Source organism: Magnetofaba australis IT-1 (genome assembly GCF_002109495.1).
Classification (GTDB): Bacteria; Pseudomonadota; Magnetococcia; order Magnetococcales; family Magnetococcaceae; genus Magnetofaba; species Magnetofaba australis.
This window is the reverse complement of sequence record NZ_LVJN01000012.1, coordinates 37,468-57,265: the sequence shown is the minus strand read 5'-3', so window position 1 is coordinate 57,265 and position 19,798 is coordinate 37,468. Positions and strand designations below refer to the sequence as shown.

Below are 19,798 nucleotides of genomic sequence, written 5' to 3'. Positions count from 1 at the left end.
CCGGGAGGCCATATGCCTTCCAGGGTTCCGGCGACGACGGCAACGCATTTTTTCTGCATCGTTTTTTCAGATTTTCAGGGATTGCGGATGGCCGGGCTGGGTTGACCGGCATGCCCCCGAGGCCATCCGGCTCCCCCATCAACCGGGGGCATGGGACATGAGGAGACAGGAGATGAACACACCGTTGTTGGCTTTGACCGCCATGTGCGCCGAGCAGGTGGCGGCCATGGAGACCCTGGAGCTGGCGGAGCTGGAAAGCGCCGTCGAGGTTCAGGCCCAGGAGATCAAGCGGATCAAGACGCTGCTGGATCAGGCCAAGCAGCTCAAATTCGGCGCACGGGCGGATGCCGTCCGCCGGGACCAGGGTAAACCCACCGGCATCGTCCGCTTCGAGGACGGGCATTTCGTCATCGTCAACGACATGCCCAAGAAGCCCGAATGGGACCAGGAGAAGCTGGCCGCCATCGCGGAGGAGATCCGGCGCGATGGGGTGGACCCCGGCCACTACCTGGACACCGTCTACAAAGTGCAGGAGCGCCGCTATACCGCCTGGCCTCCGCACATCCAGCAGGCCTTCGCCGCCGCCCGGATTCTCAAGGTCGGCAAACCCTCCTTCCGCATCGAGATCAAGGGGGGCGCGTGATGGCCATCTCGCTGCTTTCCCTGAGCACCACCCAATCCATGCGCCCGCCGTTGCTCACCGTTTATGGCACCGCCGGCGTGGGCAAGACCACCTTCGGGTTTTCCGCCCCCAATCCGGTGGGCCTGCTCACCGAGGATGGCTTGGGGCTGATCCAGGCGACGGTCTTCCCGCTGTTCCGAACCCTGCCGGATTTTCTGGCCGGCATGGACGCCCTCATCAACGAGCCCCACGACTATGAGACGGCGGTCATCGACAGCCTCGACTGGCTGGAGCCCCTCATCTGGGCCGAGGTCTGCCGCCAGCAGGGGATCAACTCCATCGAGGAGGTGGGCTACGGCAAGGGCTACACCTTCGCCATCGACCTGTGGCGCAACGAGTACATCGCCCGCCTGAACCGCCTGCGCGATGAACGCGGCATGGGGGTGGTGCAGATCGCCCACGCCGTGATCAAGCGGTTCGATTCCCCGGAGACGGAGCCTTACGACCGGTACGAGATCAAGCTCCACGCCAAGGCGGCGGCGTTGATCCAGGAGCATTCCGACGCCGTACTGTTCGCCAACTACAAGGTGGCCACCACCAAATCCAACGTCGGCTTCGGCAAGCAGGTCAACCGGGCCGTCGGCACCGGCCAGCGGGCGCTCTACACCCAGGAGCGTCCCGCCTTCCTGGCCAAGAACCGCTACAACCTCTCCCCCGAGCTGCCCCTGGAGTGGAACGCCCTGCAGGCGCAGCTCGGTGGCCAGCCCATCCCAGACCAGACTTGAGGAGACCATTACCATGGCCAACTTCGGCAATACCTTCGACGCCTCCCAGGTGGACCCCAACCGCCCCCAGGAGACCCTGCCGCCCGGGGATTACCTGGCCCAGATCATCCACTCCGAATTCCGCCCCACCAAGGCGGGGACAGGGCAGTACCTGTTCCTGGAGATGGATGTGGTGAACGGTCCCCATGCCGGGGGCAAGCTGTTCGACCGCCTGAATCTCATCAACCCCAACAGCCAGGCGGTGGAGATTGCCCAGCGTACTCTCTCCGCCATCTGCCACGCCATCGGACGGATGCAGGTTTCCGATAGCGAGGAGCTGCATTTCCAGCCCCTGCTGGTGAAGGTGGCCGTGGGGCAGTCGGGCTACAACGAGGTCAAGGGCTACAAGCCCGCCAACCAGCAACGGCAACCGGCTCCCCCCGTGCAGACGCCTCCCGGCGCGGCCCCCCAGCAATCGCCCGCCACCTATCAGGCCCCCCGGCAGCAGCCGACCCCGCCGCAGAACCAGGCCGTCCAGCCCCAGCCCGCGCCGGCCCAGAACACGGGAACCGCCCCCTGGCGGCGCATGGGGTGATCCTTCCAGGTCGCGCCGGGCCGTCCAGAACGGTCCGGCGCTGGGCGCATGACGAGATGGAGCCTGAAAGATGAATCAATTTCCGCACGACACATCCTCACCCCCCGGGGGATCGTTTCCCGATAACCGGGCCGCGTGCCAGTCGCTGTTGGTCCGCATGCAGACCGATGCGGCGGCGATCAAGGACCAGATCGCCGCCCAGAATCTGGCCTGCCAAGCCGGACGCACCCGCATGGACCCGGACTGGTTCCACCGCGCCCGCACCGCCTTGCGCCACAAGCGCCGGGAGATCGCCGAGTTGCAGGCGCACATGAAGTCCCTGCCGGGGAGTTCCCGTGACCGCCGCTACCGCCTCAAGGACTGCATCATCGAAACCGTGCGTCCCGATTACGGCGATGACGAATGGCGGTCGGTGCTGGATCAGGCGCACCGCCTTCTGGATACCCATGGAGCCCGGTGATGGCCAAGCTGCCGCCACCGCAATCGGCCACGGTACAGGCCATCATGGCCGCCTACGAGGCGGACGCCGAGGATGGGTTCCGCGCCCACCTGGGTGCTTCGCTCATCGGCAAGGAGTGCGAGCGCGCCCTGTGGCTGGACTTCCACTGGACCACCCGGTCGGCGTTCTCCGGGCGGATGCTGCGGCTGTTCGAGACCGGCCAGCGCGAAGAGGAGCGTCTGGTGGCCAACCTGCGCCGCATCGGCGTCACTGTCCTGGACGTCAATCCGGACAGCGGACGCCAGTGGCGGGTGGAGGCCCATGGCGGCCACTTCGGCGGCAGCCTGGATGGGGTGGCGCTGGGCGTTCCGGAGGCTCCGAAGACTTGGCACGTCTGCGAGTTCAAGACCCACAACGCCAAATCCTTCAACGAACTGAAGGCCAAGGGCGTCCGGCTGGCCAAGCCGCAGCATTTCGCCCAGATGCAGATCTACATGGCCCTGACCGGCATGACCCGGGCCCTGTATCTGGCGGTCTGCAAGGATACCGATGAACTCCATGCCGAACGGATCCGGGCCGAACCGGCGGAGGCGGAACGGCTGCTGGCCAAGGCGCGCCGGATCATCGAAGCCGCCCATCCCCCGGCGCGCATCAGCGAGGATGCCTCCTGGTACCAGTGCCGGTTTTGCGCCCATCACGGCTTGTGCCATGAGGGGGAGATGCCGGAGATCAACTGCCGCACCTGCCTGCATGTCACGCCGGTTGCCGATGGAACCTGGCATTGCGCCCGGTGGGATCAGGTCGTCGCCATCGCCGATCAACGCCAGGGTTGCGGCCACCACCTGTTCATTCCCGACTTGGTCGCCGGCGAACAGATCGACGCCGACGCCAGCCAGGAGTGGGTGTTGTACCGCTTTCCGGACGGCAACCTCTGGCGCAACGGGCCGCCCTGCCCGGCGCAGGCGTAGGAGGCAGCCATGTCGCACCCCATGCGCCCCTACCAGCAGGAGGCCCACGATGCCATCTACGCCTATTTCGAGGAGAACGGCGGCAACTGCCTGGTGGTGATCCCCACTGCCGGGGGCAAGTCGCTGGTGATGGGCTATTTCATCAGGGGGGCCATCGAGCGCTTTCCGGACACCCGCATCATTGTCCTGACCCACGTCCGTGAGCTGATCCGGCAGAACTTCGCCGAGCTGATCGGCCTGTGGCCCGAGGCCCCGGCTGGAATCTTCAGCGCCGGACTGAACAGCCGGGACACCGAATCCCAGGTGCTCTTCTGCGGCATCCAATCGGTCCACAAACGGGCTTACGACATCCAGCGCTGCGATTTGGTGCTGGTGGACGAGGCCCATCTCATTCCCCGGAAGAGCGACACCATGTACCGGCGCTTTCTGGAGGACCTGAAGCGCATCAATCCCACCCTCAAGATCGTCGGTTTCACCGCCACCCCGTACCGGATGGATTCCGGCCTGCTCCATGAGGGGAAAGACGCCCTGTTCGACGACATCGCCTATGAGGCGTCAGTGCGCGACCTCATCGACCAGGAGTTTCTCTGCCCCCTGGTGAGCAAACAGACCGAAACACAACTGGACGTCACCGGCGTCGGCACCCGTGGCGGGGAGTTCATCGCCAGTCAGCTCGAAGCCGCCGTGGATCTGGATCCGGTCACCCAGGACGCCGTCGAGGAGATCATCTCCTACGGCAAGGATCGTCAGGCGTGGCTGGTCTTCTGCTCCGGCGTCGCCCACGCCGAGCATGTGCGGGACGCCATCCGCGCCCGGGGCCATTCCTGTGAGTGCATCTTCGGCAACACCCCCAAGGCGGAGCGGGACGCCATCGTCCAGGCGTTCAAGCGGGGGGAGATCCGGGCGTTGGCGGCCATGAACGTTCTGACCACGGGGTTCAACGCCCCGGCAGTGGACCTCATCGCCATGCTGCGCCCCACCAAATCCGCCGGGCTCTACGTGCAGATTGCCGGACGCGGCACCCGTCTGCATCCCGGCAAGAAGGACTGCCTGGTGCTGGATTTCGCCGGCAACGTCTCCCGGCACGGGCCCATCGACCAAGTGCGCTCGGGCTCCAAGGAAAAGGAGGGTGACGGGGAGGCCCCGGTCAAACCCTGTCCCCAGTGCAACACCATCAACCATGCCGCCGTTCGCCACTGCACCGAATGCGGACACGAATTTCCGCCACCGGAACTGCGCATCGCCCCCAGCGCCACCACGGAACGGGTGTTGTCCGACGACCGGCCCGAATGGGTCCGCGTCTACGACATCGCCTACCGCCGCCACGAAAAGGAGGGCAAGCCGCCCTCGCTGCGGGTGGAATACCTCTGCGGCTTCAACTGGCACAAGGAGTGGGTTTGCCTGGAGCACACCGGCTGGGCCAAACGTCAGGCTGCCCGCTGGTGGTCCCGCCGCGCCCCCCTGGGACTGCCCATGCCGGCCAGCATCGACGAGGCCATGAAGCTGGTGGATCACCTGCGCATCCCCGACCGCATCGCCATCCGCCGTTCCGACCGGTTCGTCGAGGTGGTGGACGCCCAATTTCTGGAGACCGTCACATGATCGACCCGACGCCCGAGGAACAGGCCGCCTTGAAACATGCGGCCGCCATGGCCGGCGAATACCTGGAGAGCCTGCCCGCGACCGATCTGGCCACCTTCACGGTGGAGCAGTACCTGACCCTGATCGAGGTGGCCGTCACCGGCTACCTGGACGAACTCGCCCGGCTCCAGGCCGATGACATCCCGTTTTGAGGTCGTGGCCATGGCCCGGAATTTCATGCACGAATACGGCGACCGGCTGCTGGCCAACGGCTACCCCATCCTGCCCATCATGCCTGGCGAGAAGAAACCGGGCCGGTTCCAACGTGGACAGTGGGTGGATTATCCCGGCTGGACCAAGCACGGCGAACGTGGTGCCACCGACATCGAGCTGGCGGCGTGGAAGGGATGGCCGGAGGCCGGCATCGGCATCGCCGGCGGTTTCATCGTCGGGGTGGATATCGACATCGCCGACGATGCCGGGCTTTCGGACCGCATTCAGGCCTTGGCCTTCGAAACCTTGGGACAGACGCCGGCCATCCGCATCGGCAGACCCCCGAAACGCATGCTGGTCTACCGCACCGCCACCCCCTTCAAGGGGATCAAGGCGCATCCGCTGGAGGTGCTTTGCCAGGGTCAGCAGTTCGTGGCCTACGCCATTCATCCGGAAACCGGCCAACCCTACCAGTGGCCGGTGCGATGCCTGACGGAGATCGTCCTGGAGGAGCTGCCGGAGACATCGGAGACGGAGGTGCGCCGCTTTCTGGAGCAGGCCCTTGCCATGCTGCCCCAGGAGATGCGACCGAAACGGACCGTTGTGGCGCATCCCATGCCTCACGCCGCCCATGCCGGAGAGGCCTATGCCGAGGCCGCCCTCCGGGGGGAGGTGGCCAAGGTGGCGTCCGCGCCTCCGGGATGCCGCAACGACACCCTCAATACCGCCGCCTTCGCCCTCGGCACCCTGATCGGCTCCGGACAACTGCCCCAGGAGACCGCCGAATCCCGCCTGATGGCGGCGGCCATGGCGGCGGGACTCACCGAACGGGAGGCCCGGGCCACCATCGCCAGCGGCATCAACGCCGGCGTATCCCATCCCAGAGAGGTGGCGGCGTCGATTCCGCGTCTGGCAGGACCCCACCCGGCGCAACGGCTGATCGATCAAGCCGGAAAGCAGCAACCGGCGCAGGAGGAGCAGGTCCAGGCTTTCCCCGATCCCGGCTTCGATCCCCTGGACGTGGACGGGGTGTTGAAGGAGCTGATCGACTACATGCTGGCTACCGCCACCCGGCCCCAGCCGGTCCTGGCGCTGGGCAACGCCTTGTGCGCCCTGGGGGCGATCATGGGACGGCGCTACCGCACCGAGACCAATCTGCGGACCAACCTGTACGTGGTGGGCATCGCCGACAGCGGGTCGGGCAAGAATCACAGCCGGGAGATCATCAACGAGCTGTTCATGGAGGCCGGGCTGGGGCGATTCCTGGGGGGACACCGCATCGCCTCGGGGGCGGGGCTGCTCAACGCCATTCATCAGCAACCGGCGATCCTGTTCCAGCAGGACGAGTTCGGCATGTTTCTCCACGCCGCCGCCGACCGCCGCCGCAGTCCCCGCCACATCACCGACATCCTGGACATCATGACCGAAATGTTCACGGCGGCGGGCAGCCTGTTCCTGGGGACGGAATACGCGGGCCGGGACGGCAAGAATCCGCGCAAGGACATCAACCAGCCCTGCCTGTGCATCTACGGCACCACCACCCCCAACCATTTCTGGAACGCCCTGCAATCGGCCAACGTGGGGGACGGCTCCCTGGCCCGCTTCATCATTCTCCAGACCGAGGATGATTACCCCGAGGAGAACCGAAACCGGGCCGTCCGGGAAACGCCTGCATCGCTGATGGAGGGAATCAAGCGCATCGCCGATGGCGGAAAACCCGGGGAAGGCAACCTGGCGGGGATGCTCCCCGGACCGGAAACCGCCGTGAATCCCATGACCGCGACCATCTCACCCCAGGCGCGGGAGCTGTTCCGCAGCCTCAGCGACGAGGTGACGGAGCGTTTGCGGCAGGCCCGGGGCACGCCCTACACCTCGGTGCTCAGCCGCATCGGCGAGAACGCCGCCAAGATCGCCCTGGTGCGGGCCGTCTCCTTCGATCCGGAACAGCCTGTCATTCGGGAAGCGGACGCCTCCTGGGCCATTCGGCTGGTGCAGCACAGCGTTGCCACCGTCATCGAGCAGGTGGAGCGGCATGTGGCCGACAACCAGGTCGAGCACAACCACAAACGGGTGCTGGAGATCATCCGCAAATCCGGTGCGGGCGGCATCAACCGCAGCCAGCTCTGCCGCAAGTCGCGATTCCTCACCAAACGGGAGCGGGACGAAATCCTCTCCGAGCTGGTGGAGGCCGGTGATGTCCTGGTTTGGACCCAACCCAGCGGCACGCCCAAGCCCATCACCCTCTACACGGTGGCTGAAAGTGAAATGGTCGATGGAAATGCGCCGTGAAATGGACACTGGAACCGGCTGTTCCTGCGGGAAATTCCAGAAATTCCTGAAATGGTCATGGATATGGAGCCATACCCCCCATACCCGGGAAAAGAGAGTCCCATGTACACGGGTGGAAATGGATGAAATCCCCCTTGCGACCATTTCAGGAATTTCTGGAATTACAATACTATATTATTATTTTTATATATATTTATTAATAAGTTAGACGTCATCCCCGGCTTGGCGCGCCGTCGACCATTTCCGGGGAATTTCTGGACATTTCAATCGCAGTGCGGTGGACGCGAGATCGGCCCCTCCCTCCACCGCCCTCACCAACCTTCCTTGGAAGGAGTGAGGATATGGTCATCCAACCCCAATCCCCGATGAACGGCCCCGCCGTTCCCCCGCCGTTCGGGCCGGACGGTCCCCCACAAACCGCCAGCGCCATTCTCGCCCTGGACCTGGGCACGAAGACCGGATGGGCGGTGTGGCTGCCGGACGCCGGCATCACCAGCGGCGTCGAAATCTTCCGCCATGATCGTTGGCAGGGCGGCGGCATGCGGTTTCTCCGCTTCAAGCAGTGGCTCACCGACATCAAGAACGCGGCAGGCACGTTGGACGCCATTTTCTATGAGGAGGTGCGCCGCCACATGGGCGTGGACGCCTCCCACGCCTATGGCGGCTGGTTGGCCATCCTCACGGCTTGGTGTGAACACCACCAGATTCCCTACGAGGGGGTGCCGGTTGGCGTCATCAAGCGGCATGTGACCGGTCGCGGCAACGCCTCCAAGGGTTTGGTCATGCAGGGCGTCCAGAAGCTGGGATACCAGCCGGGAGACGACAACGAGGCCGACGCCCTGGCGCTGTTGCACTGGGCTATCCGTCACCGGACGGCGGGAGGTGGGCAATGAGCAACCGCACCCTGTCGGCCATCAACGACGCCATCGGTCCCAACGGCGCGCAGACCCTGATCCGTGAATGCGGAGGTACCCGGGTGTTCGTTCCCAGGAGGATGCATCCGCGCCACCGCCTGGCTCACCTGCTCGGGCTCCAGGTAGCCACCCGGCTGGTGGACCGGCTCGGCGGCGTCACCCTGGCCATCCCGCGCAAATCCACCCTGCAGCGAAACAAACGGGACGCAGAAATCATCCGGCTCTACGACGAAGGCCTGTCGGTGAAGGAGTTGGCCCGCCGTTTCGAGCTGACCGACCGGCGCATCTACGCCATCCTCTCCACCCCCCAGGAACCGGAGGTGGGCCATGGTTGAGACCCGGATCACCCCCAAGCTGGTCATGGCGCGGCTGGAGGAAGCCGCCGCCACCATGCGCCGCCTGCCGCCGGTGCGTGGTCCCCGCAGGGCATCCTACTGGCCGGACATGATCCATGACTGGCAGGCCTACGGGTACAATCCGCCGCAAATTCGCATGGGGCCGCCAGCTCCCGATGCCATCAGCCGGATGGACGCCTGCCTGGAGTGGCTGCGTTGGCTGTCTCCGGACGAGGCCAAGCTGGTCTGGATGCGGGCGGAGCGGGCTCCGTGGCGGGTGGTGTGCAGCGTGTACGGCGCGCCCAAGACCACCGCATGGCGGCACTGGACCCTGGCCATCCTCACCATCCAGGAAAAACTGCTGCAAAAACCTTCATGCGAACCGTTTCTGCACGATTGGAACCCTTTGCCGGAATTGGGGTAGGATCAACGTCAAAATTGGATGCATGCGCGCAAGCGCCACCGAAGCCCGCCCGGGGATCCCCGAGGCGGGCTTTTTCGTGCCCGGACTCGGAAGGAACCACCCCATGAGCGACACCCCGATTCGAATCGACCAGCCCATCGTCGGGTGCGAGGTCGTGAAGGAGGAGAAGCCATCCGTTTCGTTCCAACGCCCCCAGGTCCTGGACGGAGCCACCTACAAGATCAAGCCGCCCGATTCCGATCACGCCATCTACGTCACCATCAACCACACCGTGGCGGACGGCCAGCCCCGGTTGGTGGAGATCTTCGTCAACTCCAAGAGCATGGCCCACTTCCCGTGGGTGGTGGCCCTGACCCGGGTCATCTCCGCCATCTTCCGGCACGAGAGCAAACCCACCTTTCTGGTGGAGGAACTGCGCTCGGTGTTCGACCCCAATGGCGGTTTCTGGTCCGAGGGCCGCTACGTCCCCAGCCTCGTGGCCGAGATCGGCAACTGCCTGCAGCGGCACATGTTGATGCTCGGCATCGTCGATCATCCGGAAGCGCCCAGCGCCGAAGACAACCGCCAGCCCGCACCGCACCAATCCCAACAGGACAGCCAGCCCAAACCCCAGGGGATCTGCGAGAAATGCGGAGCCTTCGCGGTGGTCTTCAGCGGTGGTTGCGATAAGTGTCAGGAGTGCGGGTTTTCCAAGCGCTGCGGCGACGCCTGAGAGCCAGGACAGATCATGATCACCGTCGAAGCCGATGACAGGAAGGCCCGGGCAATCGCCAATGACCTGGAAAAGCAGGTCCGCTTCGCCGCCGCCGTGGCCCTGACCCGCACCGCCAAAAACGCCCAGGACGAGGTGCGCCGGCGGCTGCCGGAACGCTTCACCATCCGCACCGGCTGGGTGGGCAAGGGCATCCGCATCAAGCCGGCGCGCAAGAACGACCTGGAGGCGTCGGTCCGGGTGCTGGATGACTTCATGGCCTTGCAGGAGACCGGCGGTCTGCGCCGGTCCCGGTCGGGCGAAGCGCTGGCCGTTCCGGTCGGCGCACGCCCGACGCCCCGGTCCGTCACCCGGCCCGCCAAATTCCCCGGTCGGCTGCTGGAAAAGCCCAACCACTTCATCGCTCCCCTGAAGGACGATCCCCAGGCCCATGCGGTCTGGCGGCGCGCCGGTCGCAAGGGGAGCAAACGGAAGCTGATGTACCTCTTTGCCGACCGGGTGGAGATCAAGCCCCGCTTCGGCTTCATGGATACGGTTCGGGAGGTGGTGGAGGCGCGCTTCCAGGAGAACTTCAACGATGCCCTGCGCGAGGCGCTAAGCACGGCACGGTAATGGGCAACGGAAATGAGCGACGAAATCATCAAAGCCTGGCGGGAACGCGACGACCCGCTGGATGACATCATCCGTCATTTCACCGATGACTTTGCCAGATGGGACTGGTGCGATGTCGCCGACGAAGGACGGCGGATCTGCAATCTCATGTTTGATTTGGATATCGAGAAGCACTCTCCGTTCGATGGCATCTTCGCCGGTGTGGCCGCCCAGGCCAACCATGGGGCGATCAATGCCATGGCCGCCGCCCTTGGTGTTGATGGCCGTGTTTTGTATCTGGCATTGGCCCACTGGTCCGAGGAGCAGGACAACCCTCCGCAACCCGTTACGTTTGATGCGCTGATGGAAATGGGGCGGAAGAGTATCGAGGGGCTCAATGACTCCATCGATGCCAGCATCATGGTCGGCGAGAAAAATCGCCCGGGTCCTCCCAGGCCCTGAGAAAAGCGGGTGCCGCGCGCGCCCGGGAGTTGCCTAGCGCCAGCTCTGAAAACGGGTTCGCACCCGGTTCGCAGGTTCGCACTTCACCACTGACGATCAAGGGATCGACGAGAATGCCGTGGCACTCTCCATACGAGCATATGCCCGCCACCGGGGGGTGTCCGATGCCGCTGTACGTAAGGCGATCAAGGCCGGACGCATCCCCCAGGAGCCGGACGGCACCATAGACCCGGCCAAAGCGGACGCCGCCTGGGACCGCAACACAAACCCGGCCCAGAAGCGCGAACCAAGTGCGAACCCGGGTACGCAGCAGAGGTTCGCACCCCCCGCGAACCAGCCCCAGAGGTTCGCACCCCCGGCACAGCCACCGAAACAAGGCGCTCCCGACTACCAGACCAGCCGGGCCATCCGCGAGGCGTACTCCGCCCGGCTGGTAAAGCTGGACTTCGAGGAGCGCTCCGAGCAACTGGTCAGCGCCGACGAGGTAAGGGTCGAGGCCTTCAACCTGGCCCGCCGGGTCCGCGACCGGCTGATGAACATTCCCCATCGCATGGGGGCCATGCTGGCGGCGGAGACCGATGCCGACGCCATCGAACGCTTGATCGAATCCGAACTGCGCACCGCATTGGAGGAGTTGCCCGAATGACCCTGACCGCCGCCGCCATCCCCGCCATGGCGGAACGCATCGAGGTGTGGCCGGTGGAACGGCTGATTCCCTACGCCGGCAACGCCCGCACCCACTCCGACGAGCAGATCAACAAGGTGGCGGCCTCCATGGTGGAGTTCGGTTTCACCAACCCCATCCTGGTGGATGGCCGTGACGGCATCGTCGCCGGCCACTGCCGCCTGGCCGCTGCCCGCCGCATCGGCCTGGAGACAGTGCCGGTGGTGGTGCTGGACCATCTCTCCGACGCCCAACGCCGTGCCTATATCCTGGCGGACAACCGGCTGGCCCTGGATGGGGGCTGGGATGATCAGGTGTTGGCTGCCGAACTGGCGCGCCTGCGCGAGGACGAGTTCAACCTCGATCTGATCGGGTTCACTGACGAGGAGATGGACGCCCTGCTGGTGGTGGACGGCGGCGAGGAAGACGGAAGCGATGGAGCCGGCGAAGAGGAGACCATTCCCGAACCGCCGGCCACTCCGGTCACCCAGCCCGGCGACCTGTGGGTGCTGGGCGAACACCGCCTGCTCTGCGGCAGCAGCCTCGTTGCGGATGACGTCATCCGGCTGATGAACGGGGAGCGGGCCGCCCTGTTCGCCACCGATCCGCCCTATCTGGTGGATTACGACGGCACCAACCATCCGCCCAACAGCGCCCGCAAGGCCAAGACTGCTCGAGGCGACACCAGCGGCACGGCGGGCAACAAGGACTGGTCCGCCACCTACGGGGTGACCTGGGATGATTCCAGCCAGGGGCCGGAATTGTACGAGGGGTTCGTTCGGAACGCCATCGACCACGCCATCGACACCCATGCGGCATGGTATTGCTGGCATGCCTCCAAACGGCAGGCGATGCTGGAAGCGGTGTGGGAGAAGTTCGGGGCCTTCGTCCATCAGCAGATCATCTGGACCAAGACCCGGGCGGTGATGACCCGGACCCACTACCTGTGGGGCCACGAGCCGTGCTTTTTCGGCTGGATCAAGGGCAACCGCCCGCCCCGGGTGAGCGAGGAGTACCTCTCCACCGTCTGGCACATGGCCGGGCTGGAGGGCGACGAGCGCCCGGAGCATCCGACGCCCAAGCCCCTGGACTGTTTCGCCATCCCCATGAAGCAGCACATCCAGCCGGGCGGGTTGTGCTACGAGCCGTTCTCCGGCTCCGGATCGCAGATCATGGCCGGTGAGGCCACGGGCCGGCGGGTCTTCGCCATGGAGATCAGCCCGGTCTATGTGGACGTGGCGGTGAAGCGGTTCATCCAGGCCACCGGGAAGATCGTCTACCTGGACGGCTCCGGTGGGAAGACGTTCGCGGATGTGGCCGCCGAGCGGGGGATCGATTTGGAGGAGTGACCGGAAGCAGAGACGCCCGGTCCAATGCCGGGTGGTCTCTGGTGAAGCGGTATGGTGGTCAGCCGTCGAAGGGCTGGTTCTCGTGGTGGCCTGGGAGAACTGCGCAGGTCCAGGGGTCGATCTTGTTGACCTTCTCGGTCGTTTCCCGGGCGATGACCTGGGCGGCAGCGGTTTCGGCGGCCTTGGAGGAGTCCTCGGCCCACACCCACTCGCAGAAGTGTTCGTACTGGATCCAGTTGTCGGGCGCATAGTCGATGATGGCGTAGCCCACCACGGTGAAAGGATGGTTGGCCATGCTGGTCACTCCTCGATCCGGTAGGTGGTGTAGCCGCCCTTGGCTTCGGGTCCGACGTAGCGCAGCCGCTCCGTGGTGACGTTGAGTCCCAGGCGCTTTTTGAGCGTGCCGGCGATGGCTCCGCGCACCGTGTTCGGGTTCCACCCGGTCTCCTGAGCGATCTGCTCGATGGTGGCCCCCTCGGGGCGCTTCATCATCTCGATCATGCGCGCCTGCTTGGAGTTGGCCCGGCCCCCAGTTTTGCGGGTGGCTTTGTTGCCGGCCTTCTGGCCCGCCTGGTAGGCGGCCTCCAGGGCGCTCTTGACGCCCCAGACCGAAACGCTGTGGAAGTCCAGGCTGTCGGATTTGCGGGTTTCCAGGGTGTCGATGAAAAGGTGGTCCAGGGCGATCTGCTCGAAGAGCGCCATCAGGGGATCCGGTTCGGTCGAAGGTTCGCCATCGGCGGGCGGTTCGATCTGCAGTGACTCCTCGGCGGCGGCGACATCCGCCCCGAAATCGTCATCCTGAATCGGCGGCTCCTGGCCGATGGCCTTGAAGCCTTCGGCGGCGATGCGCCAGTCGTTGTCGCCGGCGTCCTGGATCAGGCCCTTGTCCGCCAGCGCCTTGATCACCTTGAGTGCGGCCCCGCCCTTGATCCGGTCCGGCATGGGGTAGATCGCCCCGTCTGGGCGGGTGGCGGCGGCTTCGAGGATGGTTTGCTGGGTGTTGGTGAGGTTGCTCATCTGGATTCTCCTGTTTGGGGTTGCTCGGATTTCAGTCCAGTTCCACCACCCGGTTGACCTCCGGGTCGGTAGCGTCCAGCCATCGGTTGCGGTCGCTTTCCCATTCGATGCCGTTGGCGCGGTCGTCGCGGGCGTTGTCCCAGGAGGCCAGTTCCAGGGCCTTGGCCCGGGCTTCCTCCTCGGTTTCGGCTTCGATGTCCACCTGGGCCTGGATGGTGATCTGGCGGGTCATGGTGATGAAGAATTTGGCCATCTTGGTCTCCTTGGTTGTGCGCTGAACGTGGGTCCATATAGCCATCGCTGCGCGCAACCTATCCAGCTATATAACTGCTTTTACATCACTTTTTTTGATCCCTGTCCGGGCTTCCGGATGGCGCGGACGGCGTTGTCGAACCAGCGTTTGAAACCCCGGTCCGCCATCCGCTTTTCCAGGTGGAAGGCGATGGCCTCGGGGCTCGCCGGGCCGCCCTCGATGAAGCTCATGTCGTCGGCCAGATGGCGTCCGAAGACGCTGTCCAGCAGGTCCCTGGTTTCCTCCGGATCGAGCCGGTAGGCGTCGGCAAAGAAGAGGCTGGCGGCCCGCCAGGTCATCTCCTGGTCGTAGCCGTTCATCCGGCTGGTTCCCCAGAATCCCCAGCCTTCGTTGTCGGTGGGCAGGATTTGGCAGGCGTCGTTCATGGCGTCCTCCTCGGCCCGTATCAGCGGGTCTGGATGGTGATCTGGAATTCCGCGCCGTCCCGGGTCTGGATCGCCAGCCCATCGTCGCGGGTCAGGTAGCCGCCCTCGGCGAAGCTGGCGACGGTTTCGATGCCGCCGCCCATCTCCATCAGGGTTTCGATGGCGTCGTCGATAGCGTCGGCCTGACCGCTCTGGATGGCTTGGAAGAGTTGAATCAGGGCGTTGGTCATGTGCTGGCCTCCTGGTTGGTTGTTGTTGATGACCATAGAGCCATCGTCTACGCCCGCTTATCCAGCTGAATACGATCATCTTTTCATTATTTTTCAGGGTGTTTGCGCGTGCCGCTGTCTGCTGCCGAGGTCTACCGGGAAGCGTTCTTCCAGGGGCTTCGGCCCGACCCGCGCCTGACGGTCTCCCAGTGGGCGGACGCCAACCGGCGGCTCTCTTCAGTGGCCTCCAGCGAACCAGGTCCCTGGCGCACCGCACGGACCCCGTACCTGCGCGAGATCATGGATTGCCTGTCGCCCGGCTCCCCGGCGGAGCGGGTGGTGGTGATGTTCGGTTCGCAGTTGGGCAAGACCGAGGCGGGGCTGAACTGGGTGGGCTACGTGATTCACCACGCGCCGGGGCCCATGCTCATGGTCCAGCCCACGGTGGAGATGGCGAAACGCTACTCCAAACAGCGTGTGGGACCGCTCATCGAGTCGAGCCCGGCGATCCGGGAGAGGGTGAAACCGGCCCGGTCGCGGGACAGCGGCAACACGGTCCTTTCAAAAGAATTCCCCGGCGGCATCCTGCTCATGACCGGGGCCAACAGCGCGGTGGGGCTCTCCTCCGCGCCGATCCGCTACCTCTTCATGGACGAGGTGGACCGCTTTCCTGGAGACGCCGACGGCGAAGGGGATCCGGTGGCGCTGGCGATCCAACGCACCGCCAACTTTTCCAATCGCAAGGTGCTGCTCACCAGCACGCCCACCATCAAGGGCTTCTCGCGCATCGAGGCGGCCTACGCCGAGAGCGACCAGCGCCGCTTCTGGGTGCCGTGCCCGGAATGCGGGGAATTCCAGATTCTGGAGTGGGCCCAGGTGCGTTGGCCCCAGGGGGAGCGGGAGAAGGCGTTCTACCTATGCCCCCACTGTGGGGCAGAGATTGCTGACTACCAGAAAGGGGCGATGCTGGAGAACGGCCAGTGGCGCGCCTCCGCCGAAGGCGATGGCCGAACCGCCGGGTTTCATCTCTCCAGCCTCTATTCACCCCACGGCTGGACCGGCTGGGGCGACATCGCGGTGGAGCACGGGCAGGTCCACAAGGATCCGCCCCGGCTCAAGGTTTGGGTCAATACCAAGCTCGGGGAGACCTGGGAAGAGGACGCCGACCGCATCGACGGCGAGGGGCTGTTGGCCCGCCGGGAGGATTGGGGGGCTTTGCTGCCATTGGAGGTGGCGGTGCTCACCGCCGGCGTGGACGTTCAGGACGACCGGCTGGAGGTGGAGATCGTCGGCTGGGGCCGGGACGAGGAGTCCTGGTCTATCGATTACAAGGTGTTGTGGGGCGATCCCGCATCCCCGGCGGTCTGGCAGGATCTGGACAACCTGCTCCTGCACCGCTGGCCGCACAGCCGGCAGGTGCCCGACATGGCCATTCGCGCCGTGGCGCTGGACACCGGCGGCCACCATACCCTCAAGGCCTACGCTTTCTGCCGCGCCCGCCAGGGTCGGAGAGTCTGGGCCATCAAGGGCCGGGGCGGCATGGGGGTGCCCATCTGGCCCCGGCGGCCCAGCCGCAGCAACAAGGGCAAGGTGCCGCTCTTCATCGTCGGGGTGGACGCCTGCAAGGAGGCGATCATCTCCCGGCTGCGGCTGACCGAGCCCGGGCCTGGATTCTTGCATTTCCCCATGGATCGGGACGCGGAGTGGTTCAGCCAACTCACCGCCGAGTCGGTGGTGACCCGTTATCACAAGGGCCGGCCCATCCGGGAGTGGAAGAAGAAGGATGCGGACCGCAACGAGGCGTTGGACTGTCGCGTTTACGCCATGGCCGCCCTGCAGGGGTTGGTCTCCATGGGATTGCGGCTCAACCGGGATGTGGCGCGCCTTGCCGAAGCCCCTTTGAAGAACGCCGGGCCCGCTTCGGCGAGCGCCACCACCATCAAACCCAAGCCCCAGCGGCGGGTGATTCGATCAAACTGGATGTGACGACCATGGCCACGACTTCCGAACTGCAGATCCGCCGGGACCGGCTCCTGGAACGGTTGGAATCCCTGCAGAAACGGGTGACCCATGGGGACAAGACGGTGGAATACGACCTGACCCAGGTGAAGAACGCCCTGGACCTGCTGGACCGGGAGATCGCCCGCAACGGTGATCGCCGCATCGCCCGGCACCTGCGGGTGCGGAGCCGGAAGGACCTGTGAAACTCCTCCAGCGACTGTTCGGCGGCCTGCCCAAGCGCCGAGCCAATGGGAGCGGTTACGAGGGGGCAGCCTCCGGGCGACGGCTGGGCAACTGGCAACCGGGTGACGCCGGGGTCAACGCGCTCCTGTTCCGGGACGCCTCCCTCATGCGCGCCCGCTCCCGGGATCTGGTCCGGCGCAACGCCTGGGCCAGCAACGCCGTGGACTCCCTGGTGGGCAATCTCGTCGGCACCGGCATCAAGCCCCAATCCACCCATGTGGATCCAGCCACCAAGGAGAAGATCCAGTCCCTGTGGCTGGCCTGGACCCGGGAGGCGGACGCCCACGGCATGCTGGGGTTCTACGGCCTCCAGGCCCTGGTGGCCAGGGCCATGATCGAAGGGGGCGAGGTGCTGGTGCGCCTGCGCAACCGGGAAGCCCGGGACGGCTTGGCCGTGCCGCTGCAATTGCAGGTTCTGGAGCCGGAACACCTGCCAGCCGGCGACAGCCGGGACATGCCCAACGGCCACCGGATCCGGGCTGGCATCGAGTTCGACCGCATCGGTCGCCGGGTCGCCTACCACCTGCTGCGGGAGCATCCGGGCGAAAGCCCCATGCTGTTCCGCGCCGGGGAGGCATCCCGGGTGCTGGCGGGCGACGTCTGCCACATCTTCAAGCCGTTGCGCCCGGGCCAGCTTCGGGGCGAACCGTGGATGGCCCAGGCCCTGGTGCGGCTCCATGAGCTGGACCAGTACGACGACGCGGAGTTGGTCCGCAAGAAAACGGCGGCGCTCATCGCCGGCTTCATCACCAAGCCCGATCCCGAACTGGGCGTCGGCGGTGAGGACGGCGATAAGCCGGACGACGAAGGCGCGGTCCCGGTCACCTGGGCCCCGGGCACCATGCAGGTGCTGCTGCCCGGCGAGGACGTGAAGTTCTCCGATCCGGCGGACGTGGGCGGCCAGTATGGGGAGTTCATGCGCACCCAACTGCGCGCCGTGGCCGTGGGGCTGGGCCTCACCTATGAGCAGCTCACCGGTGATCTCACCGGGGTCAACTATTCATCCATCCGCGCCGGGATGGTGGAGTTCCGCCGCCGGATGGAACAGATCCAGCGCATGGTGCTGATCCACCAGTTCTGCCGCCCGGTCTGGGAGCGGTGGATGGATCAGGCCGTGCTCTCCGGAGCCTTGCCGCTTCCCGATTATCCGAAGCGCCGCCGGGAATACCTGGCGGTGAAGTGGATCCCCCAGGGCTGGCAGTGGGTGGACCCGCAGAAGGAGTTCAACGCCATCATCTGGGCCATCCGCGCCGGGCTGGTCAGCCGGGCCGAGGCGGTCTCCACCTACGGCTACGACATCGAGGAGATCGACCGGGAGATCGCCGCCGACAACCGGCGCGCCGACGACCTGGGGCTGGTCTTCGACTCGGACGCCCGCCGCACCTCCCGCTCGGGGGTATCGCGGGATTCCACCCAATCCGATCCTGAACTCGTGGATCTCAAGGAATAGCTCATGCCACAGACCCTGTTGCCCCATCTGGCGGCCCGGATTCTCGGGACCCCGCTGATGGTGGACCGCGCCCGATTGGAGACCATCCTGTCGGTGATCGGTCCGCGCATCGGCCTGGAGCCTTCAGCCATGCCGCCCGGCTTCGAGGAGACCGACACCTCGTCCAACCTGATGGTCACCCCAAACGGCATCGCCATCGTGCCCATCCACGGCACCCTGGTGAAGCGGGCCGGGGCCATCGAGGCAGCATCGGGCCTGACCTCCTACACAGCCATCGAGGAGCGCATCCTGGATGCCGCCACCGATCCGGGCGTGCGGGCCATCCTGCTGGACATCGACTCCCCCGGTGGCGAGGTGGGCGGGGTCTTCGACCTGGCCGCCCTGATCCTCGAGGCCGGGCAGGACAAGCCCGTCTGGGCGCTGGCGGACGACGCCTTTTCGGCGGCCTATCTGATCGCCTCCACGGCCCACCGCATCATCGTTCCCCAGACCGCCGGCGTCGGCTCGGTGGGGGTCATCGCCGTCCATGTGGACGAGTCGGCCAAGGATGCCCAGGAGGGCCGGACCTACACCACCGTCTTCGCCGGAGCCCGGAAGAACGACTTCTCCAGCCACGCGCCCCTCTCCGACGAGGCCCGGATCGGCCTGCAACGGGAGGTGGACCGGCTCTACGGCATGTTCGTAGCCGCCGTGGCCTCGGGCCGACAGCTTTCCGAGTCGGCGGTGCACGCCACCGAGGCGGGGCTCTTCTTCGGTGGAAACGCCATCAACGCAGGACTCGCCGACCAGGTCGGCACCATCCGCGACGCCCTCGCTGGCCTGTCCGCAACCATTGATACACCCAAAAAGACCCATTTTCACCGGGCGGCCCAGCCGCCGGAACCCATGCACAAGGAGGCTGCCATGCCCATGGACACGCCGGCGGAGCAAACCGCCACCGCTCAACCCAAACCTGAAGCGACTCAGCCCGTGGACCTGGACAAGCTCCGGGCGGAACAGGAGTCCCATCTGCGCGGCGAGGCCCAGGCCATCGTCGATCTGTGCGCCCTGGCGGGCATGCCGGATCTGGCTGGCGGCTTCATCGCCCAGGGGATGACCAGCGAGGCGGTGCGCCGGGAGCTTTTGGCCAAGCGCGCCCAATCGGACGGCCCGGAGATCCACTCCCAGGTGATGCCGGGAGACGGTACCCGCATCCATCCCGCCCAGAGCCTGGAGAGCAACCCGGTGGTGGCCTCCTGCCGCAAGATTGCCCAACAGCATGCCCACGGAGGTAACTGA

General features: G+C 65.7%; 25 protein-coding genes. 20 read left to right on the top strand and 5 right to left on the bottom strand.

Annotated features, from left to right (window positions below; all coding sequences use genetic code 11):
• Positions 1 to 172: 172 nt before the first annotated feature.
• From MAIT1_RS01325 to MAIT1_RS01250, 16 genes are all read left to right on the top strand, one after another.
• On the top strand, positions 173 to 643 hold the full coding sequence (locus tag MAIT1_RS01325) for a hypothetical protein (RefSeq protein ID WP_085440217.1): 471 nt from the start codon (positions 173 to 175) through the stop codon (positions 641 to 643).
• Positions 643 to 1,407: an ATP-binding protein gene (locus tag MAIT1_RS01320; protein WP_085440216.1), complete on the top strand. Its 765-nt coding sequence runs from the start codon at positions 643 to 645 to the stop codon at positions 1,405 to 1,407. Before MAIT1_RS01325 ends, MAIT1_RS01320 begins: the two co-directional genes overlap by 1 nt.
• Complete coding sequence (locus tag MAIT1_RS01315) at positions 1,379 to 1,981, top strand: DUF669 domain-containing protein (protein WP_241893387.1); 603 nt, start codon at positions 1,379 to 1,381, stop codon at positions 1,979 to 1,981. The genes MAIT1_RS01320 and MAIT1_RS01315 overlap by 29 nt, the downstream gene beginning before the upstream one ends.
• A 70-nt stretch (positions 1,982 to 2,051) precedes the next feature.
• Positions 2,052 to 2,441, top strand: coding sequence for a hypothetical protein (locus MAIT1_RS01310; protein ID WP_241893386.1), 390 nt, complete (start codon positions 2,052 to 2,054; stop codon positions 2,439 to 2,441).
• Positions 2,384 to 3,388: a PD-(D/E)XK nuclease family protein gene (locus MAIT1_RS01305; RefSeq protein ID WP_241893385.1), complete on the top strand. Its 1,005-nt coding sequence runs from the start codon at positions 2,384 to 2,386 to the stop codon at positions 3,386 to 3,388. Before MAIT1_RS01310 ends, MAIT1_RS01305 begins: the two co-directional genes overlap by 58 nt.
• Positions 3,389 to 3,397: 9 nt before the next feature.
• Positions 3,398 to 4,990 (top strand): DEAD/DEAH box helicase, encoded by a 1,593-nt coding sequence (locus MAIT1_RS01300; RefSeq protein WP_085440213.1) that lies wholly within the window; start codon positions 3,398 to 3,400, stop codon positions 4,988 to 4,990.
• On the top strand, positions 4,987 to 5,181 hold the full coding sequence (locus MAIT1_RS01295) for a DUF6511 domain-containing protein (RefSeq protein WP_085440212.1): 195 nt from the start codon (positions 4,987 to 4,989) through the stop codon (positions 5,179 to 5,181). The genes MAIT1_RS01300 and MAIT1_RS01295 overlap by 4 nt, the downstream gene beginning before the upstream one ends.
• Entirely contained in the window at positions 5,165 to 7,471 is a 2,307-nt protein-coding gene (locus MAIT1_RS01290; RefSeq protein WP_085440211.1) for a DUF3987 domain-containing protein, read from the top strand. Before MAIT1_RS01295 ends, MAIT1_RS01290 begins: the two co-directional genes overlap by 17 nt.
• 365 nt (positions 7,472 to 7,836) lie before the next feature.
• Entirely contained in the window at positions 7,837 to 8,364 is a 528-nt protein-coding gene (locus MAIT1_RS01285; protein WP_085440244.1) for a hypothetical protein, read from the top strand.
• Positions 8,361 to 8,720, top strand: coding sequence for a Mor transcription activator family protein (locus tag MAIT1_RS01280; protein ID WP_085440210.1), 360 nt, complete (start codon positions 8,361 to 8,363; stop codon positions 8,718 to 8,720). The genes MAIT1_RS01285 and MAIT1_RS01280 overlap by 4 nt, the downstream gene beginning before the upstream one ends.
• Positions 8,713 to 9,144 (top strand): DUF6362 family protein, encoded by a 432-nt coding sequence (locus tag MAIT1_RS01275; RefSeq protein ID WP_085440209.1) that lies wholly within the window; start codon positions 8,713 to 8,715, stop codon positions 9,142 to 9,144. The genes MAIT1_RS01280 and MAIT1_RS01275 overlap by 8 nt, the downstream gene beginning before the upstream one ends.
• A gap of 103 nt (positions 9,145 to 9,247) precedes the next feature.
• Positions 9,248 to 9,856: a TSCPD domain-containing protein gene (locus MAIT1_RS01270; protein ID WP_085440208.1), complete on the top strand. Its 609-nt coding sequence runs from the start codon at positions 9,248 to 9,250 to the stop codon at positions 9,854 to 9,856.
• 15 nt (positions 9,857 to 9,871) lie between these two features.
• Positions 9,872 to 10,468 (top strand): hypothetical protein, encoded by a 597-nt coding sequence (locus MAIT1_RS01265; RefSeq protein WP_085440207.1) that lies wholly within the window; start codon positions 9,872 to 9,874, stop codon positions 10,466 to 10,468.
• 12 nt (positions 10,469 to 10,480) lie between these two features.
• Positions 10,481 to 10,909 carry a hypothetical protein gene (locus MAIT1_RS01260; protein WP_085440206.1) on the top strand — a complete coding sequence of 143 codons (429 nt, stop codon included), beginning with the start codon at positions 10,481 to 10,483 and terminating at the stop codon, positions 10,907 to 10,909.
• Positions 10,910 to 11,066: 157 nt separating this feature from the next.
• Complete coding sequence (locus tag MAIT1_RS01255) at positions 11,067 to 11,555, top strand: hypothetical protein (protein ID WP_241893383.1); 489 nt, start codon at positions 11,067 to 11,069, stop codon at positions 11,553 to 11,555.
• Complete coding sequence (locus MAIT1_RS01250) at positions 11,552 to 12,922, top strand: site-specific DNA-methyltransferase (protein WP_241893382.1); 1,371 nt, start codon at positions 11,552 to 11,554, stop codon at positions 12,920 to 12,922. The genes MAIT1_RS01255 and MAIT1_RS01250 overlap by 4 nt, the downstream gene beginning before the upstream one ends.
• Positions 12,923 to 12,980: 58 nt before the next feature.
• Here the strand turns inward: MAIT1_RS01250 and MAIT1_RS01245 are convergent, their stop codons facing one another.
• From MAIT1_RS01245 to MAIT1_RS01225, 5 genes are all read right to left on the bottom strand, one after another.
• A complete protein-coding gene (locus tag MAIT1_RS01245) occupies positions 12,981 to 13,217 on the bottom strand; it encodes a hypothetical protein (RefSeq protein WP_085440204.1) in 237 nt (78 codons plus the stop codon).
• Between the two features lie 5 nt (positions 13,218 to 13,222).
• Entirely contained in the window at positions 13,223 to 13,939 is a 717-nt protein-coding gene (locus MAIT1_RS01240) for a DUF3489 domain-containing protein (protein WP_085440203.1), read from the bottom strand.
• A gap of 31 nt (positions 13,940 to 13,970) precedes the next feature.
• Complete coding sequence (locus MAIT1_RS01235; RefSeq protein WP_085440202.1) at positions 13,971 to 14,192, bottom strand: hypothetical protein; 222 nt, start codon at positions 14,190 to 14,192, stop codon at positions 13,971 to 13,973.
• A gap of 80 nt (positions 14,193 to 14,272) precedes the next feature.
• Complete coding sequence (locus MAIT1_RS01230) at positions 14,273 to 14,617, bottom strand: hypothetical protein (RefSeq protein WP_085440201.1); 345 nt, start codon at positions 14,615 to 14,617, stop codon at positions 14,273 to 14,275.
• Between the two features lie 20 nt (positions 14,618 to 14,637).
• Complete coding sequence (locus MAIT1_RS01225) at positions 14,638 to 14,847, bottom strand: hypothetical protein (protein WP_085440200.1); 210 nt, start codon at positions 14,845 to 14,847, stop codon at positions 14,638 to 14,640.
• A gap of 108 nt (positions 14,848 to 14,955) precedes the next feature.
• On the opposite strand from MAIT1_RS01225, the gene MAIT1_RS01220 reads away from it, so the two are divergent.
• The 4 genes from MAIT1_RS01220 to MAIT1_RS01205 are packed head-to-tail and all read left to right on the top strand — an operon-like array spanning position 14,956 to position 19,798.
• Positions 14,956 to 16,812 (top strand): phage terminase large subunit family protein, encoded by a 1,857-nt coding sequence (locus MAIT1_RS01220; RefSeq protein ID WP_085440242.1) that lies wholly within the window; start codon positions 14,956 to 14,958, stop codon positions 16,810 to 16,812.
• A 5-nt stretch (positions 16,813 to 16,817) separates the two neighbouring features.
• Complete coding sequence (locus MAIT1_RS01215) at positions 16,818 to 17,030, top strand: phage head-tail joining protein (RefSeq protein ID WP_085440199.1); 213 nt, start codon at positions 16,818 to 16,820, stop codon at positions 17,028 to 17,030.
• Positions 17,027 to 18,520 carry a phage portal protein gene (locus tag MAIT1_RS01210; protein WP_085440198.1) on the top strand — a complete coding sequence of 498 codons (1,494 nt, stop codon included), beginning with the start codon at positions 17,027 to 17,029 and terminating at the stop codon, positions 18,518 to 18,520. The genes MAIT1_RS01215 and MAIT1_RS01210 overlap by 4 nt, the downstream gene beginning before the upstream one ends.
• Before the next feature lie 3 nt (positions 18,521 to 18,523).
• The gene (locus MAIT1_RS01205) at positions 18,524 to 19,798 is read left to right on the top strand and encodes a S49 family peptidase (RefSeq protein WP_085440197.1); all 1,275 of its coding nucleotides are present in this window, start codon (positions 18,524 to 18,526) and stop codon (positions 19,796 to 19,798) included.